Raw genomic sequence first — 16,185 nt, 5'->3', positions numbered from 1 at the left:
CGTCGGGCTCACTCCATCTGCGAGGAGACGATGGGGTCCTGCTCGCCCGTGCGCCACGGCAGGCTCGGCCACCAGCGCTCCAGCGGAGGCGGTGAGCCGGGCTCCACACTCTGTCCCGGCCGAGGCGCGATGGCCGTCACGCCCGCCTTGTCGGCCGCCGCGAGCGCGCGCTCGATGGGCTCGGTCCATCCGTGCGCGGCGAGCCCCAGCAGCCCCCAGTGCACCGGCAGGAAGACGCGGCCCTGGACGAGCTGATGGGCCCGCACGGCCTGCTCCGGGCCGATGTGCCAGTCGGGCCAGGCCTGGTGATACTGGCCCACCTCAATCATCGTCACGTCGAAGGGCCCCAGCTTCTCGCCAATGGCTTTCATCGCGGGGAACAGGCCAGTGTCCCCCGAGTAGTAGGCGCGGTGCGTGGGCCCGCGCACCGCGTAGCCCGCCCAGAGCGTGGCGTCCTTGTCGAAGCCCTTGCGTCCCGACGCGTGGCGCGCGGGCGTGGCCACCACCTCGAGGCCGCCCACCGGCACGGACTGCCACCAGTCCATCTCGACGATGCGCGACTCGGGGATGCCCCAGGACGACAGGTGCGCGCCCACGCCCAGCGGCACGATGAAGCGCGTGTCCCAGTCCTTCATCGCCACCAGCGTGCCCCGGTCGAGGTGGTCGTAGTGGTCATGGGAGATGAGGACCGCGTCGATGGCGGGCAGCGCGGCCAGCGGCACCAGCGGCGGGAACCAGCGTCGAGGGCCCACCCAATCCAGCGGTGACGCCCGCTCGCTCCACATCGGATCCATCAGGACGCGGTGACCATCCAGCTCCAGCAAGACGGACGAGTGCCCGAACCAGGTGACCCGCAGTCCGGACGCGGGCGGCGTGGCGAAGCGCTCGGGGTTGCCCATCACGGTCGACGGTGGCGTGGAGGGGCTCACGTCCGGGCTGGGATGGAACATGCCCGCCACCGAACCCCACGCGTCGTTGATGAGCGGCTGCGGGTTGGTGAAGTGGCCGTCGCGCCACTCGGGGGAGCGCTCCATCCGCTCACGCCGCGCGCCCGTGGCGCTGCTCCCCAGCGCCGTCCACGCCTGCGCGGCGAGGACCCCGACCAAGAGGACCAACACCCCGAGCAGACCGCCCACGCTCCAACCCAGCCGCTTGCGCCACGTCATGCCGCGTCCGCCTCCCGCGCGAGACGGCGCACTCTAGCGCCTCGACTCCCGCCCGGTGCGGCCCCTGAAACCGGACGCGTCCCAGACGCGCCATGCCCGCGCCCGCCGAGCGCTCAGCGCACCATGCGCCTGCTCGCCCCTGCTGGATGCATGGCGCTCAGCGCGGCCTTCCACTCGCCATCGAGGGAGGCACGCGCAGCCGGCGCAGCGTGGAGTCTCCCTGGTCCACCACCAGCGCATCGCCACCGGGAAGCACCGCGATGCCCGTGGGCAGACTGAACGTGGCCTGCTCGGCGGGTCCATCTCGCGTCCCCGCCGCGCCACTGCCCGCGAACGTTCGCGCCCGGCCACCCGAGACCGCGCGGATGCGCTCGTTCCCCGTGTCCGACACGAGCACCTGCATCCCCGCGACCGTCACCCCCAACATGGGCATGAAGCGCGCCGAGCCGCCCGTGCCATCCGAGAATCCCCCCGGATAGCTGCCGGCCACGGTGGACGTGGTGAAGCTGGCATCGAGCGCCACGCGCCGCAGGGCCCGATTCCCCGTATCCACCAACCACACCGCGCCCGAGCCCGCCGCGAGGGCCGTGGGGCGGTTGAGCCGCGCTCGACTCGCGGGCCCATCTCCGCTGCCCGCGCCCCGTGCCCCCACCACCGTCGTCACCCTCCCATCCGGCGTGACGCGCGCCAACCGGTGGTTCAGCGTGTCCGCGATGAAGAGGTCCGAGCCCGCGAACGCCACGCCCATGGGCGTCTGGAAGCGCGCCGCGGTGCCCAGGCCATCCGCCATCCCCGAGCGTCCCTCTTTCGAGCCCACGAAGGTGGACACCGTCCACCGGCCATCCCGCGCGATGCGCACCACGCGGTGGTTCCCCGTGTCCGCCACATACAGGCTGGAGTCCGGTCCCAGGGTGACGGACTCCGGCAAGCGCAGCGCGGCGCGCGCCCCCGGACCCTCGCCCACTCCGGCCGCGCCCGTGCCTGCAATCGTGGACACCGTGTGCGCCGCGTCGTTGGCAATCATCCGGATGACATGGTTCCCCGTGTCCGCGACGAAGACATTGCCCGCGCTGTCCACCGCCAGCCCTACCGGCCGGCGGAAGCGCGCCTCCAGGGCCGGCCCATCGCGCCAGCCTTCCTGGAAGGCCCCGCCCGCGAACGTCGTCACGCCCAGGGATTGACCGGTGCGGTCCACCGGGCGCTCCCGCCCCGCGCCAAACGTGTCCCCCGGATGCGGCGCCACGAGCCCCGCCCGGGCGAAGACGTTGTCCGTGATGCGCTGCACCCGAAGGTCCGCGAAGTTGAAGTGAGACAACCCCAGGGACCACGCAACCCCTCCCGCCGCGAAGACGAACGCGCCGGAGGGCGCCGTATAGACAGACGCCGCATGCCAGTTGGGCTCGCCCTTGCTGCCAATGACGGGCGAGGTGGCCAACGGCACCAGCCCCGCGGGCGAGTGGCCGTTGTCCCACTCGCGATCAATCTCATAACCCGCCATGGCCAGCAGCGTGTCTCCGTCCGCCAGGCCCGTGCCCTCGAAAGGCCAGGCGCCAGCGTTGCGCACGACAAAGGGCTGATTGATGAGCGCCCACGAGTCCGACATGACGCCCACGAGTCCGTTCTCGGGCTCGTTGAGCAGCGGGTTGCGCCAGCGCACGGTGATGACGTTCGAGTGCGCGAGCGGATCCTCGCGAGGCGCCTCGTCCTTGAAGCACACCTGCCTGCGTCGCGGGACGCCGCTGAACGAGGGCTCCAGGCGGATGAGCCAGCAGCTCGTGTCCCCCGCGAGGAACGCCAGGTTCACACCCGAAGCGAGCGCCGCCACCACCGCCTCACGGCCCGGGCGAGACCAGTACTCGTCGTGCCCCACCGCGAGGAACAGCCGCTGTCCGAGGAGCAGCGACGGGTCGCGGTCCAGGTCGGGGTTCGTCACGTAGACGAGGTCATGCCCCTTCGCCTCGGCCCAGAGCACGAACTGGTGCACGTAGTTGAAGTACTCGCCAGAGCCGTTGCCGTTGGCATAGGGCCGGTCGAACGACACCCTCTTCGCGTGGCCGCCGGACAGGCCCAGCGAGTCGTTATAGAGGCTCTCACCGCCCCAGAAGTTGTAGGCCTGGAACGTGGTGACGGGGACCTGGACCAGGGCCGCGCCCTTGCGCTCATCCGAGCGCACCACGAAGAGGACGTAGGACTGGAGCCCATCGTCCCGCAGCAACTTGATGACATACACACCCGTCGCCCAGGACGGCTCGGTCTGGACCGTGAAGGACGTGGGCCAATGACATTCGAGCAATCCCGTGGAGGGGTCCGCCGAGGGCGTGGGCTGAGGGCCCACCGAGATGGGGCCACCCGAGGCCACGCGCCGGCCTCCGACGCCTCGGTAGTAGCCCATGCGGTAGACCTCCCAGCGCACGGTGTGGTTGCCATCCGTGCGCGCGTGGACGTCGATGGACTCGCCATGCTGGACGCTGCTCGCGCCCGCGTACCCTTCGAGCTGGGCCCCGACCGCGGCGCGTCCGAGCCGCCACTGGGTCGAGCCCGGCGCGGTGTTCTCCACGTCGATGGGATTGGGCTCGGCCGCGCCCGCGAGCGCCCACGTCAGGACCAGCGCCATCAGCATGCGTGCTACCTCCCCGGGCCGATGTCCCCCGCCCGGGAAGGTCACTCAACCCCGGCGTCGCGGGGGTGGGCGTGCCTCGACATCGCGCGCCCGCGTCTGTGCATGAGGTGACGGCCGGAGTGTCCGGTGCGCGCCCTCACGCCACCGCGTCAGCGCACGCGCAGCACCACCTTGCCCACCGTGCCCCGCCCTTCGAGCCGCCGATGCGCCTCCACCGCCTGGGACAGCGGAAGGGACAGCCCCACCACGACGCGCAGCTCGCCTGCCTCCATCGCGGACAACAAGGCCTCCCGGGCGCGGCGCCGTGACTCGGGTGCTTCGGGCGTGCGCAGCCAGTAGGCGCTCACCTGGAGCGACTTCGCGTAGAGCGACTCGACAGAGACCGGAGGCGGCGAGCCGCTCGCGTTGCCGAAGCTCACCAAATGTCCGAAGGGAGCCAGGGACTCCATGCTGGCGCTCCAGGTGCTCGCGCCCACGGAGTCCAGCACCACGTTCACGCCCTTCCCGTGAGTCAGCGCCAGGACACGTGGCGCCACCTCCTCCCGGTCGTACCGGACCACCTCGTCCGCGCCGAGCTCGCGCGCGAGGCGCTCCTTCTCATCCCCCGACACCGTGCCGATGACGCGAGCCCCCGCCCGCTTCGCGAGCTGCACCGCCAACAGACCCACGCCGCCGGCCGCCGCATGGATGAGCACGGACTGGCCCGCCTCCAGGCGTCCCATGGTGTGCACCACGTGATAGGCCGTGAGCCCCTGGACCAGCAGGCCCGCCGCCTGCTCGAAGGAGACCGAGTCCGGCAATGCGACCAGCTCTCCCACGGGCGCGCGGGTGAACTCGGCATAGGCCGCCGTGGTCAGCGCCACGACTCGGCGCCCCACCCAGGCCGGGTCCACGCCGGGTCCCACCCGGTGCACCACGCCCGCGGCTTCGCTTCCGAGGATGCGCGGCAACGGCACCTGCGCGTCATAGAGCCCGCGCCGGCGCTCGGTGTCCGCGAAGTTCACGCCCGCGGCGTGTACCTGGATGAGCACCTCTCCAGCCTCGGGGACGGGCTCCGGGATGTCCTCCCAGCGGAGCACCTCGGGACCTCCCACCTCGTGATAGCGAATCGCTTTCATGCGCGCGGACATAACGCCCGCCCCACGCGACGGCATCCTCGAGCGCCCTGCGCGAGCACCTGCCAGACACTCACTGCACGGCCTTCCAGAAGAACAGGGCGGTGGCGCGCTTGTTGCGCCGCTCGCCCTCACCGAAGTAGCGCGTCGCCGAGTGCACGAAGTCCGCCCGGTAGACGATGAGGCGGTTGAACACGTTCTCCACCTCCACGTCCTGCTGCCACGCGTCCGCCGGGAGCTTTGTCACGCCGAAGGCCTCCGTGAGGTTCTTGCAGCCCGCGGGACACAGGTTCCCGCCCAGCCCGCCGCCAGGCAGTCGCAGTCGGTAGAACGACGTGCCCGCCTTCTTCGTGGGCGGCTTCGGGTGCAGGTAGATGACGGCCGCGTAGTCGCAGAGCACCAGCGAGTCGACGTGCGGCTTGGCCACGGACTCGCGCTCGCCCACCACCTGCACGTGGTTGTGTGACAGCGCGCCCGACACGGGCGACTTCTGCGTCAGCGCCTTCGCGCCCGTCTGCTGACAGACCCACGCCTCCACCTGCGCCAGCTCGTGCGGGAGCAGCGCCTCGGGCGCGCGGATGCCCGGCCAGATTTCGTTGCGCCAGGGCGCGCCCTGCGTCCAGTCCTCGCGGGCGAGGTTGCGCTCGTAGACCTCCAGCGCATTGGGGAGCGCGTTGTCTTTGACCCAGTAGTCCCGTCCCAGCTTCGGTTTGCGGTACGGGAGCACATCGCGGACAACAGGTTCAGCGGCGCGCCGCATGATGGACATGACACCTCCGGCCCAAGAGCCGGAGGGGAATCCTAGGGCTCGCGCCCACACGGGGCATCCGGTTTCCACGGGCCCGCCCGCTCATGAACCGGGCGGGCCGCGTCAACCCTCAGTCCACGCCCCACAGCCGGCGCGCTTCCTCGGCGATAACGTCCGGAAACTCCTCGGGGAAGAACAGCTTGGCGCCTGGCACCCGCCGCACGCCGCGCGACTGGGGCAGCGTCTTGTCCAAGTAGTCCGGGCTCGCCTGCGAGAAGAGGGAGTCACCCGTCCCCCAGACTATCCGTGTCGGGACCGCGCACATGCGGAGCTTCGCCTCGATGCCGGCCAACGGGTTGGGCGACAGGCCCATCGCGTAGGCGTTCACCCGCGCCCGGCCCTCGGGCGTGCTCACCAGCGGCGCCAGGTAGTACTCCACGGTCTCGTCCGCGAGCTGCTGCGGATACGTGAACGTCATCCCGCCCAGGCCCTGCTCCGAACGCGCCAGGTTCTTGTCCGCGCGCCACGGGCCCAGCCACGAGCTCACGAACGTGTCGGCCTTGGCCATCTCGATGACGGGAATCACGGCCGGTGGCGGGCTGTCGTTCTCCACGTCGCAGTTGGTCAAGAGCATCGTCCGCACGCGCTTCGGATGCTTCGTGACGAAGAGCTGCGCCACGGCACCACCGCTGTCATTGGCGATGAGGTCCACGGTGTCGATGCCGAGCTGATCCAACAGCGTCACCAGCATGTCCACCTGCGCGTCCGGCGCCACGCTCTGCCCCGGCGCGACCTCCGTGTAGCCCAGGCCCATGGAGTCCGGCGCCACGCAGCGGCGATACGGCGACAGCCGCTCGATGGCCCCGCGCCACTGGAAGCTGTTCAGCGGGAACCCGTGCAGGAACAGCGCGGCGGGCCCCTGGCCTCGCTCCACGTACGCGATGCGCCCGAACCGCGTGTTCGCATAGCGCCGCTCCGCGCGGAACGCGGCCGCATCCAGCGGCGCCCCCGTCGAGGGCTTCCCGCCCACCAGTCCGCGAGGCGCGCACCCCGCCGCGAGCCCGAAGGCCGCCCACGCCATCAACTCCCGACGTCCCAATCGCGGGACGATGCTCCGCCCTGAGTCCTCCACCTCCACCTGCTTCGTCTCGAAGTTCATGGCGCGCACTAGTAGCCACCGCGCGCTGCGCCCGCTTGGAGAAAATTGCACCGTGGCTCACTGCGCTGGCGCAGGGAGTCGCGCGAATTACACGTATTTCGGATTGAAAGAAAATGAACGGCTCGGCAGGATTCAGCCGCCCGGCTGGACCAGGGAGACACGAGCGGCATGATGAGGAGTTCGTGGCTCGGCTCGGGGGGATTGTCTGTCCATGTGGCGGAACAAGGAGCGAGTCTATGCAAGCACGCCGTGCCGTGCGTGGTCTGGGTTTGTCCCTGGGCTGCGCGGTGGTGATGATGGGATGTCAGGGTGAGCACGTCGCCCCGGATGCTGCCGCGACCGAGCAACGCCAGACAGCCGCGCTGGCGACCACGTTCGATTCGCCGCTGCCCGGCCTCACCGGGGCGCAGCAGGCGCTCTTCAGCGAGGGGCGCGACGCCTTCGCGGAGGAGGAGGACGCGGCGGATGGCCTGGGCCCCGTCTTCAATGGCAACTCATGCGCGGCCTGCCACATCCAGGGCGCGGTAGGCGGCGCGGGCGAAACCGTGGAGACGCGCTTCGGCCGGCGAAACCCAGATGGGACGTTCGACCCGCTGGATGCCTCGGGAGGCTCGCTCATCCAGACCACGGGCATTGGCGTCCAGTCTGCCGAGTGCGCCTTCGCGGGTGAGCAGGTCCCGGCCTCGGCCAACGTGGTGGCGGGGCGACTGACCACGCCGCTGTTCGGACTCGGGCTGGTGGACGCGGTGCCCGACAGCACCTTCATCCACCTGGCGGACACGCAGCGCCAGTACCAGCCGCGCACGGCGGGACGGGTGAGCATGGTGAACAACCCGCCGGTCGGCACGCAGACGGTGGGCAAGTTCGGCTGGAAGGCGCAGGTCCCCTCGCTGCTCGTCTTCTCCGCGGACGCGTACCTCAACGAGATGGGCATCACGACGTCCATCTTCCCCCGCGACAACTGTCCCCAGGGGGACTGCGCGCTGCTGGCGCGCTGCGACCCGCGTCCGGACGCCGCGGGGCCCGAGGACGCCAACGACACGGACATGCTCAAGTTCCGGGACTTCATGCAGTTGCACGCCGCGCCGCCCCCGGGCACGGTGACGGGCCAGACGTCACACGGCGAAGAGATGTTCGACTGGATTGGATGCAATGACTGTCACCACGCGAGCTTCACCACGGGCCCCAATCCCATCGCGGCGCTGAACAAGAAGACGTTCTTCCCCTACTCGGACTTCCTGCTGCATGACATGGGTCCGCTGGGCGATGGCATCGTGCAAGGCGGCACGGGCGCCAACGAGATGCGCACCGCGCCGCTCTGGGGCGCGCGCACGCGCACGCGCTTCCTGCATGACGGCCGCGCTCACACGGTGCGCGACGCCATCCTCGCCCACGCGGGCCAGGGGGCGGGCGCGCGCGACCTCTTCGCCAACTACCTCTTCGAGGACGAGCGCGAGGATCTGCTCGCGTTCATCAACACGCTCTAGGGCTCCGCGCCCTCGGGCTCGGCCACCGCGTCGCGGGAGGTGGAGGGGACATCCACCTCCCGCACCTGGGTGAGAATGGGCTTCGCGTGCGCCAACGAGGCCGCGAAGAGCGAGGGCTGGCCGGGGTCCGCGAACGCCGTGGCGAAGTCCTCGGGCGTCAACGCTCGCACCAGTCGGGCCGCGAACGTCTCGCGCAAGAGCCTCACGTAGTACTCCACATCGTAGTCTCGCGGATCCGCCGCGACGCCCGGCGAGTCGGGCCCGGGCGTCCCTCCGGGATCATCCGCCTCGGGGTCCGACACCAGACCCGCGCGCCCGCCCACCGCGCGGTACACGCGGATGCGCTCGCCCACCGACCAGTGCGTCCGCCCGCTCGTCAGCAGGGCCTCGTAGGGAAGCTCTCGCCTCCGTGAGCGCAGGGCCTCGTACTCTCTCGGCGTCTTCGTCAGACGCACGCGCGCGGACACCTCGAAGGTGGGGACGGTGCGCCGGCGCAGCGCGGTCACCGTCGCGGCATAGACGTCCTGCACGCCCCGCACGTCACCCGCCAACAGGTGCGTCAGCGCGCGCCGCAGGAACTCCTCACCGAAGGGCTCGGCGCGGCTGGAGCGGAACGCCACGCCGCGCAGCACCAGCTGCCCCGCGTAGGGCTGCAGCGCGTAGTTCTTCGGTTCGTGGGAGAGCATCGCGGCATAGCGCCCGTCGAACTCCAGTTGGACGCGAGGCGGAAGGAGCGCGGCGACCTCGGAGACCACGCGGCGCTCGTCCACCTCGCTCCACGCCTCCGGCACCGCGAAGTACACGCCGTCCGTGTCGGCCTCCAGCAGCGTCACGCCTCGCGCGGCCAGCTCGCGACACAAGAGGTCCAGCACCTCGCGACCTCGGCGCGTGACTTCATTGGCCGCGTGCACGTCCGCGAAGCGCGTGAGCCCCACCGCGCCCAGGTAGCCGTAGGCCGAGTTGACGACAATCTTCATCGCCGCCGAGAGGGCCTCGTCCGTGTAGCGCTCGGGAGACCCCGGCGCGGCGGCCTTGGCCCGCTTCTTCGCCGCGAGCCGCTGGTCCACCAGCCGGTCCACCATGGAGAGCAGCGCGCCCAGTCGGTCCCTCCGAGGGCCAATCCGATACTGGCGCATCAGCGAGGGATAGAGGCTGGCCACGTCTGCCTTCACGATGTGGCGCGCCACGCCCGCGGCGAACAGGTGCAAGGCCGCGCCGCTGTGGGGCGTGCCATCTCCCGCCTCGTGCGCGGGCAGCGCCGCACCCGCGCGCAGGTAGGCCCGGACGAGCAGCGGATCCAACACGCCCGTCGCGGGCCCCGCATCCGCGAGCCGCTCGTAGCGACGCGGGGCCATCCGCGCGAGCGCGAACGCGGCACCGCCGAGCAGTCTCGCGACGCCCGCGGCCTCCGTCACGTCATCGCGCGCATACCGCCGCACCCGCTCGGGGTCCGTGCGGAAGACCTCGTACACCCGCGCGCCGGGGATGAGCTCTCGCTCCGGGCCCGCCAGCCCCAGGTGCTTCGCGACGGCCTTGAGCCCATGCCCCGGCAAGTCCCTGGAGGAGAAGTCGTGCCGCCGCACGGCATCCAGCGAGTCGATGAGTTCGCGCCCCGGCACCGTGAAGCGCGTGCGTCGCATCCACTCGGCCTGGCGTCCGTCCTGCCCTCGCGCCAGCGCCGCGCCGCGGGCCGCGGGCCGCTGTCGCAGCCCCGGAGTCCCCGCGCGGCCCAGCGAGACAGGCACGCCCAGCACGCGCGCGCGATGCGCGATGAACGGCAGGTCGAAGCCGTGCAGGTTGTGGTTCTCGATGACGTCCGGGTCGCACTCGCGCACCCGGGCCATCAGCCGGTGGAGCAGTCCGGCCTCGGCGCCCGCGTCATCGCCGTGCGCCTCCAGCACCTCCGCCTCGCCCTCGGGCGTGCGCAGGGCCACGAGGAAGATGCGGTCCGTCACCGGATCCAACCCCGTGGTCTCCAGGTCGAACTGCATGCGGCGCAGGTCGTCGAAGCGCAGGTCGCGGAAGTAGGTCCGCCCCGACGCGCAGAGGTACTGCTCCTCGGGCGGCAGCGAGAGCGCCACGTCCGCCCCCAGCTCGCGCAGCGTGCCGAACGGCCGGCCCAGCCGTCGCGTGGCGCCCTGCAACACCGCCGCGGTCAGCGCCCGCCCATCCTCGGCGCGGACCAGGTAGCGGAGCGCGCCCGGCCCCTGCAGCTCCTGGTACGTCACGCGGTTCGGCGCCGAGCCCTCGGACTCGGGGCGCAGCCGCGCGCCCAGGTGCGCCACGTCCTCCAGCGAGGCCAGCACCATCCAGGGACGGAAGCGCACATCCTCGCGCACCAACCCGCCCGCGCCGGGCAGGCGCCGCCACACGAACGCGCGCCCGTCCGGCTCCGCCCAGACGGACACGATGCCCGGCGTGGGGTCCCACCCCCAGAGCCACTCGTCTTCTCGTGTGGATGGCGCGCGCATGCCGGTCGCTGCGCCATTGACTACCGGAACGCGCACGCGAACGCCCGTGACTCGTCGAAGGAAGTGAAAGGAAGCCCCATGCCTCGCACCTTGAGCCCGGTGCGTGACAGGAGTATGTCAACTTTCCACGTCATGCAGCGCACCGAGCGGCTCTTCGCCATCGCCGAGTACCTCAGAGGCCGTCGCACCGGGGTCACCGCGGAGGCGCTGGCGGAGCGGTTCGGCGTCACCCTGCGTACCATCTACCGGGACCTGGATGCGCTGCGCGCCGCGGCCATGCCGCTGTCCGCCGAGCGAGGCCGCGGCGGTGGCTACGCGCTGGACCGAAGCTACAGCCTGCCCCCCGTGAACTTCACCGCGCGCGAGGCGGCGCTCCTCGTCGCGCTGGGCCGGTTCGCGGTGGACATGCGGCTGCTCCCGTTCGAGGAGACCGTCGAGTCCGCGCTCGACAAGGTCCGCTCCGCGCTGTCCACCTCCGCCCAGCGCGAGCTGCTCGAGCGGCTCAAGGACTTGTCCTTCCTGGGCGTCCCCTCTCTGCCCAGCAAGAAGTCCGTCCGCGAGGCCATCGAGCGCGCCTGGTTCGAGCAGCAACCCCTGCGCATCACGTATGTGGATGGCAACTTCCTCCAGACCACGCGAAGGATTCGCATCAAGTCCTTCATCATGGACCGTCACGAGACGCGCGTGAACGCTGTGGACCTGGAGACCCAGGAGCAACGGCCCTTCCGCCTCGACCGCATCGTCGAGGCCGAAGTGCTGCGCACCGAGACGCCCTGAGCCGTACCGTCGAAAGCTTTGGCTGTCATTGGATTCTGACGCCATGCAATAGCCTGTAGTTACAGGCAATTCCAACTTGGCGCGTCTATGCTCGTCCATCACTCCAGGACGAGAGGCAGGTCCGACGATGACGCCCACTCCCCTCCGCGGCGACGCTGAGGCAGGCCGTGTCCCATCGACGCCAGACGCAGCCGAACTCCGGCCCGCGTCCCTCGCGCAGCGGCGTCTGTGGTTGCAGACCCAGCTCGATCCCAACCCCGCCGTCCATCACCTGCCCTGTGTCTGGGACGTGTCGGGCCCAATGAACGTCACGGCGCTGGAGCGCGCGCTGGATGTCTTGGTGGAGCGCCATGATGCCCTGCGCACGACCTTCGTGGCCCTCGACGGCGAGCCGGTTCGGCGCATCGGGCCCGCGCATCCCTTCGCGCTCGGCGTCATCGACTTGCGCCACCTCGCGGACAGCCACGCCGAGGCGGAACGACTCACCGTCGCCGAGGCCCAGCGCCCCTTCGACCTCGCGACGGGCCCGCTCGTGCGAGGCACACTGCTGCGGCTGGGCGAGCAGACCCACCGACTCCTCCTCACGCTGCACCAGATGGTGGCCGATGACGGAACGGCTCGCCTGCTCCTTCGCGAGCTGCGCGTGCTCCAAGGGGCCTTCGCGGATGGTCGCGTCGCGCCCAGGCCCCCCGCTCCAACCTATGGCGCGTTCGTGCGCTGGGAGCAGGAACAGGTGCATGGAGAAGCGCGCGACGCGCAAGTCACCTATTGGCGTCAGCGATTGGCCGGGAGCATGCCGGTGTTGGATCTGCCGGCGGATCGCCCACGCGCCAGCATCCAGGGATTGAGCCGGAGCACGCTGAACTTCACGCTGTCCGCTGAACTCACCGAGGCACTCGACAGGAGCGCGGCCGAGTCAGGCCTCTCCCTGTCCTCGCTGCTCCTCGCGGGCTTCGCCACGCTCCTGCATCGCTACACCGGCAAGGAGGACTTCGCCATCGGCGCGCCGGTGAGCCACCGCTCACGGCCCGAGTTCGAGCACCTGGTGGGCCCCGCCACCAACACGCTCGCCCTGCGCATGGAGGCCGAGGGCAACCCACGCTTCATCGACTTCGCACACCGGGTGCAGGACAGCATCCACGGTGCGACGGCGCACCAGACGCTGCCCTTCGAGACGCTCGTCGCGGTCCTCCAACCCGAGCGCAATCTCAGTCACGCACCGCTGTTCCAGGTGATGTTCGCGATGGAGGAGTCCGCGGATCCCGTCGAGGGAGCACCGCGTCCGCGAGGCACCGTGGCCTGCGACCTCATCCTGTTCATGGCGCGCTCGGACTCGGGGCTCTCCGGCACCTTCGAGTTCGACACCGACCTCTTCGACGCCGAGCGCATCCACCGCATGGCCGGCCACCTGCGCGTCCTCCTCTCCGCCGCCGTCGCCCAGCCCCGCCTCGCCCTCTCCTCACTCCCGCTCCTCACCCCCGAAGAGCGCCACCGCCTCCTCGTCGACTTCTCTCCCCCTCCCGCCGACTTCCCTCGCGACGCCTGCGTCCACCACCTCTTCTCCCTCCAGGCCTCCCGCACCCCCGACTCCCCCGCCGTCTCCTACGCCGACTCCTCCCTCTCCTACCGTCAGCTCGACGAGCGCTCCAACCAGCTCGCTCACCACCTGCGCTCCCTCGGCGTCGGCCCTGAAGTCCTCGTCGGCCTCTGCCTCCACCGCTCCACAGACCTCCTCATCTCCATCCTCGCCATCCTCAAGGCCGGTGGCGCCTACCTCCCTCTCGACCCTTCCTACCCCCGCCAGCGCCTCGCCTTCATGCTCGAGGACGCTCGCGTCTCCGTCCTCCTCGCCCACGAGGACTTGCTCCCCTCCCTCCCTCCCTTCTCCGGCTCCTCCCTCCTCTTCAATCCCTCTCTCTTCTCCTCACTCCCCTCCTCTCCCCCTCCCCCTTCCGCCTCTCCCGACAACCTCGCCTACGTCATCTACACCTCCGGCTCCACCGGCAACCCCAAGGGCAGCTCCATCTTCCACAGGGGACTCTGCGCCCTCTTCTTCAACGTCCTCGCCTTCCCCTTCTCCTCCTCCGACAGGGTCGCCCAGGCCTCCAACATCTCCTTCGACCCTTCCTCCTTCGAAATCTGGGGCGCCCTCCTCCACGGCGCTCACCTCGTCGGCATCTCCGCCAACCCCGCCAGGGAGCCTCTCGCCTTCGCCTCTCAAGTCCATGACGCACGCATCTCCGTCATGTTTGTCACCACCGCCGTCCTCACCCTCCTGTCTCGCGAAGCACCCGGCGCCTTCTCCTCTCTCCACACCCTCGTCTTCGGTGGCGAGGCCGCGGACCCCCTCGCTCTTCGCGAAGTCTTCCGTCACGGCCCTCCCCGTCGCCTCCTCAACGGCTACGGCCCCACCGAGTGCACTGTCTTCTCCACCGCTCACCTCATCCCCTCTCCTCCTCCCCTCGGACTCCCCGTCCCCATTGGCCCGCCCCTCACTCACGGGCCTGTCTTCATCCTCGACTCCCACTTCAACCCGTGCCCCATTGGCGTCCCCGGCGAGCTCTTCGTCTCCGGTGAGCGCCTCGGCCGTGGCTACTTCAACCGCCCGGAGCTCACCGCCCTCACCTGGCGCCCCAACCCCTTCTCTTCCCTCCCGGGCCAGCGCCTCTACAAAACCGGAGACCTCGCTCGCTTCCTCCCCAACGGCCTCGTCGAGTACCTCGGCCGCATTGACCACCAGGTGAAGATTCGCGGCTTCCGCGTCGAGCTCGGCGAAATCGAGGAGCGCCTCCGCCTCCACCCTGCCGTCAAGGAGTGCGCTGTCATTGCTCGCGACTTCGCCGGCGACAGGAAGCTCGTCGCCTACCTCGTCCCTCGCGACTCCTCCCCCTCCCACTCGGACTTGCGCTCCTTCCTCCTCGAGCGCCTCCCCGAGCACATGGTGCCCTCCTCCTTCACCCTCCTCTCCTCTCTCCCCCTCACCCCCAACGGCAAGCTCGACAAGCGCGCACTCCCCAACCCCGACACCTCTCCCCTCTCCTCTCCCCTCGCCCCGCGCTCCCCTGTCGAAGACGCCCTCTGTCGCCTCTGGGCCTCTCTCCTCGAAGTCCCCTCCGTCGGCCCTCTCGACAACTTCTTCCACCTCGGCGGCCACTCCCTCCTCGCCACCCAGCTCGTCTCCCGCATCCGCGCGGAGTTCGGCGTTGAGCTGTCATTGCGGACCTTGTTCCTGGGCCCCACCGTGGCCGAGATGGCGCAACACCTCGGCGACGCGACGCTCCCCGAGTCCACGCGCCCCATCCCGCCCCTCAGGCGAACCCCGCGTGGAGGTCCCATCGCGCTGTCCTTCTCGCAGGAGCGACTGTGGCGCTTCCAGCAGCGCCAGCCCGAGTCCGCCGCGTACAACATGCCGGATGCGCTGCACCTGCGCGGGCGCGTGGATCCGCGCGCGCTCCGAGGTGCCTTCCAGGCACTCGTCCTCCGGCATGAGGCGCTGCGCACCACGTTCGGGGAGCACGACGGAAGGCCCGCGCAGAGGATCCACCCCGAGGCTCGCTTCACCTGGCAGGAGCTGGACCTCAGTGGCCACGCCGACCGAGAGGCCGAGTCCCGGCGCTTCATGACGGACGACGCGCAGCGGCCCTTCGACTTGAGGAGGGATCCGCTCGTGCGCGCGTCCCTCTTGCGCCTGGGCGACACCGAGCACCTGCTCGTCCTCAACGTGCACCACATCGTGTCCGATGGCTGGTCCGTGGGTGTCCTCTTCCGCGAGCTGGGCGCGCTGTACACCGCGCTCGCCGAGGGCCGCGAACCCTCGCTGCCGGCGCTGGACATCCAGTATCCCGACTACGCGGCGTGGCAGCGCAACTGGCTGACGGATGAGGAGCTGTCCCACCGGCTCGACTACTGGAAGCAAGCGTTGGCCGGAGCGCCCTTCGTGCTCGAGCTGCCGACAGACCGGCCCCGCCCCGCGGAGCGCACCTTCGCGGGGACCTTCCGCGAGGTCTACCTGGGGCGTGAACGCAGCGATGCCCTCAACGCGCTCTGTCAGCGGGAGCAGGTGACGCCGTTCATGGCCCTGCTCGCCCTCTTCGGCGCGGTGCTGGCGCGGACCGCGGGACAGCCCGAGGTCGTCATCGGCTCACCCATCGCCAATCGCTTGCATCCCGAGCTGGAGCCGCTCATCGGCTTGTTCGTCAATGGCCTCGCCCTGCGCGTCAGCCTCGCGGGCACGCCCACCTTCCGCGAGCTGCTCCAGCGCGTGCGAGAGGAGACCCTGGGAGGCTATGCCCACCAGGAGGTCCCCTTCGAGAAGGTGGTCGAGGCGCTCGGCGTCGTCCCCCCCGCGAATCGCAGCCCGGTGTTCCAGGCGATGTTCGTGCTCCAGAACGCCCCCGGCGCGCCGCTGGAGTTGCCAGGGCTCACGCTGACGCCCGTCGTGGCGAGCCGCGCCTCCGCCGCCTATGAAGTCACCCTCGCGCTCCAGGAAGTGTCCGAGGGCTTCGGGGGCGTGCTCGAATTCAACACCGACCTGTTCGACCCGAGCACCGGCGAGCGCATGCGCACGGACCTGCTCCGCCTGCTCGACGCGGTGGTCGAGAATCCCGACCTGCCCATGGGTTGGTCCCCGGCGACGTGACGG

The 16,185-nt window shown here is 70.4% G+C and carries 9 protein-coding genes; 3 read left to right on the top strand and 6 right to left on the bottom strand.

Annotated elements, in window-relative coordinates:
• Window positions 1–8: 8 nt before the first annotated feature.
• The 5 genes from JGU66_26845 to JGU66_26825 form a co-directional block, all read right to left on the bottom strand.
• Window positions 9–1,166, bottom strand: coding sequence for an MBL fold metallo-hydrolase (locus JGU66_26845; GenBank protein ID MBJ6764405.1), 1,158 nt, complete (start codon window positions 1,164–1,166; stop codon window positions 9–11).
• Window positions 1,167–1,323: 157 nt separating this feature from the next.
• Window positions 1,324–3,786: a hypothetical protein gene (locus JGU66_26840; protein ID MBJ6764404.1), complete on the bottom strand. Its 2,463-nt coding sequence runs from the start codon at window positions 3,784–3,786 to the stop codon at window positions 1,324–1,326.
• Window positions 3,787–3,935: 149 nt separating this feature from the next.
• On the bottom strand, window positions 3,936–4,904 hold the full coding sequence (locus JGU66_26835; GenBank protein MBJ6764403.1) for a quinone oxidoreductase: 969 nt from the start codon (window positions 4,902–4,904) through the stop codon (window positions 3,936–3,938).
• Window positions 4,905–4,974: 70 nt separating this feature from the next.
• Window positions 4,975–5,661, bottom strand: a complete 687-nt coding sequence (locus tag JGU66_26830; GenBank protein MBJ6764402.1) for a hypothetical protein — start codon at window positions 5,659–5,661, stop codon at window positions 4,975–4,977.
• 118 nt (window positions 5,662–5,779) lie between these two features.
• Complete coding sequence (locus JGU66_26825) at window positions 5,780–6,730, bottom strand: alpha/beta hydrolase (GenBank protein ID MBJ6764401.1); 951 nt, start codon at window positions 6,728–6,730, stop codon at window positions 5,780–5,782.
• Between the two features lie 314 nt (window positions 6,731–7,044).
• Here JGU66_26825 and JGU66_26820 point away from each other — a divergent pair, with 314 nt between their 5' ends.
• Complete coding sequence (locus JGU66_26820; protein ID MBJ6764400.1) at window positions 7,045–8,295, top strand: hypothetical protein; 1,251 nt, start codon at window positions 7,045–7,047, stop codon at window positions 8,293–8,295.
• Here the strand turns inward: JGU66_26820 and JGU66_26815 are convergent.
• On the bottom strand, window positions 8,292–10,766 hold the full coding sequence (locus JGU66_26815) for a ribonuclease H-like domain-containing protein (GenBank protein ID MBJ6764399.1): 2,475 nt from the start codon (window positions 10,764–10,766) through the stop codon (window positions 8,292–8,294). The two genes, JGU66_26820 and JGU66_26815, sit on opposite strands and share 4 nt — an antisense overlap.
• A 132-nt stretch (window positions 10,767–10,898) precedes the next feature.
• On the opposite strand from JGU66_26815, the gene JGU66_26810 reads away from it, so the two are divergent.
• Together JGU66_26810 and JGU66_26805 are read left to right on the top strand one after the other, a co-directional pair.
• Window positions 10,899–11,543, top strand: coding sequence for an HTH domain-containing protein (locus JGU66_26810; protein MBJ6764398.1), 645 nt, complete (start codon window positions 10,899–10,901; stop codon window positions 11,541–11,543).
• A gap of 127 nt (window positions 11,544–11,670) precedes the next feature.
• Window positions 11,671–16,182 carry an amino acid adenylation domain-containing protein gene (locus tag JGU66_26805; GenBank protein ID MBJ6764397.1) on the top strand — a complete coding sequence of 1,504 codons (4,512 nt, stop codon included), beginning with the start codon at window positions 11,671–11,673 and terminating at the stop codon, window positions 16,180–16,182.
• Window positions 16,183–16,185: the final 3 nt, after the last annotated feature.

This window comes from Myxococcaceae bacterium JPH2, from assembly GCA_016458225.1.
Taxonomy (GTDB): Bacteria; Myxococcota; Myxococcia; order Myxococcales; family Myxococcaceae; genus Citreicoccus.
The sequence above is the reverse complement of the archived record's forward strand: the minus strand, read 5'-3'. Positions and strand labels throughout refer to the sequence as shown.

Excerpts from the sequence above, each read along its gene's own strand:
- JGU66_26845 (MBJ6764405.1), bottom strand. The coding sequence starts at position 1,166 with ATGACGTGGCGCAAGCGGCTGGGTTGGAGCGTGGGCGGTCTGCTCGGG.
- JGU66_26840 (MBJ6764404.1), bottom strand. The coding sequence starts at position 3,786 with ATGCTGATGGCGCTGGTCCTGACGTGGGCGCTCGCGGGCGCGGCCGAG.
- JGU66_26835 (MBJ6764403.1), bottom strand. The coding sequence starts at position 4,904 with ATGAAAGCGATTCGCTATCACGAGGTGGGAGGTCCCGAGGTGCTCCGC.
- JGU66_26830 (MBJ6764402.1), bottom strand. The coding sequence starts at position 5,661 with ATGCGGCGCGCCGCTGAACCTGTTGTCCGCGATGTGCTCCCGTACCGC.
- JGU66_26825 (MBJ6764401.1), bottom strand. The coding sequence starts at position 6,730 with ATGGCGTGGGCGGCCTTCGGGCTCGCGGCGGGGTGCGCGCCTCGCGGA.
- JGU66_26820 (MBJ6764400.1), top strand. The coding sequence starts at position 7,045 with ATGCAAGCACGCCGTGCCGTGCGTGGTCTGGGTTTGTCCCTGGGCTGC.
- JGU66_26815 (MBJ6764399.1), bottom strand. The coding sequence starts at position 10,766 with ATGCGCGCGCCATCCACACGAGAAGACGAGTGGCTCTGGGGGTGGGAC.
- JGU66_26810 (MBJ6764398.1), top strand. The coding sequence starts at position 10,899 with ATGCAGCGCACCGAGCGGCTCTTCGCCATCGCCGAGTACCTCAGAGGC.
- JGU66_26805 (MBJ6764397.1), top strand. The coding sequence starts at position 11,671 with ATGACGCCCACTCCCCTCCGCGGCGACGCTGAGGCAGGCCGTGTCCCA.